1 pseudogene is annotated in these 618 nt (G+C 68.3%); it reads left to right on the forward strand.

Annotated elements, in window-relative coordinates:
- Window positions 1-618: pseudogene (locus tag Q0C41_RS31250) on the forward strand (hypothetical protein); the annotation flags it as partial.

Here is a 618-nt window from a genome sequence, read left to right on the forward strand (position 1 = left end):
CTGGCTCCATCAGGCCGGTGTCGTCGTGCTGGTGTCCGGAATGGCGTCCTGGACCGGATGGCTGCAGGGTGCTGGCTGGATGCTGGTCTTTGGTGGCGTCGGTTGCGTGTCCGCCAACGTCTTGCGAGCTCGACGTCGCTCGGTGCACGGACGCCAGGTCGGGTTGTTCATCACGGTGGGCCACTCGGCGCTCGGCGTCGGGATGGCCATCGGCGCCGCGCGCATCGGCGAGACGCTGGGGTGGTGGCACCTCGATCGGATGACGCTGCTCGCCGCCCATGCAATGCTTGGTGCCGTCGGGTTCGGCACGTTGACGGCAATGGGCGTGGGCAGTCGGATGATTCCGACGTTCCTCGGCGCGGTTGGGAACGATCGCCGCTGGCTCGATGGAATTCTTGCGCTCATCACCTCCGGACTCGTCGTCTTCACCATCGGAGCCGTTGGCGGGTGGGGGTGGGGGACGCACATCGGTGGCGCGCTGATCCTGCTGGGTGGGGCCGCATGTGTCGGACTGTCGCTACGCTGGTTCCGACGTCGTACCCGTCCGATGGACGAGACAGCCTGGCACGTCGCCGTGGCGTTCGGCGCGATCGTCTGCGCGCTGCCGCTCGGCGCCGC

Origin of the sequence: Luteitalea sp. (genome assembly GCF_022842525.1) — a bacterium.
In the GTDB taxonomy this organism is placed as follows: Bacteria; Acidobacteriota; Vicinamibacteria; order Vicinamibacterales; family Vicinamibacteraceae; genus Luteitalea.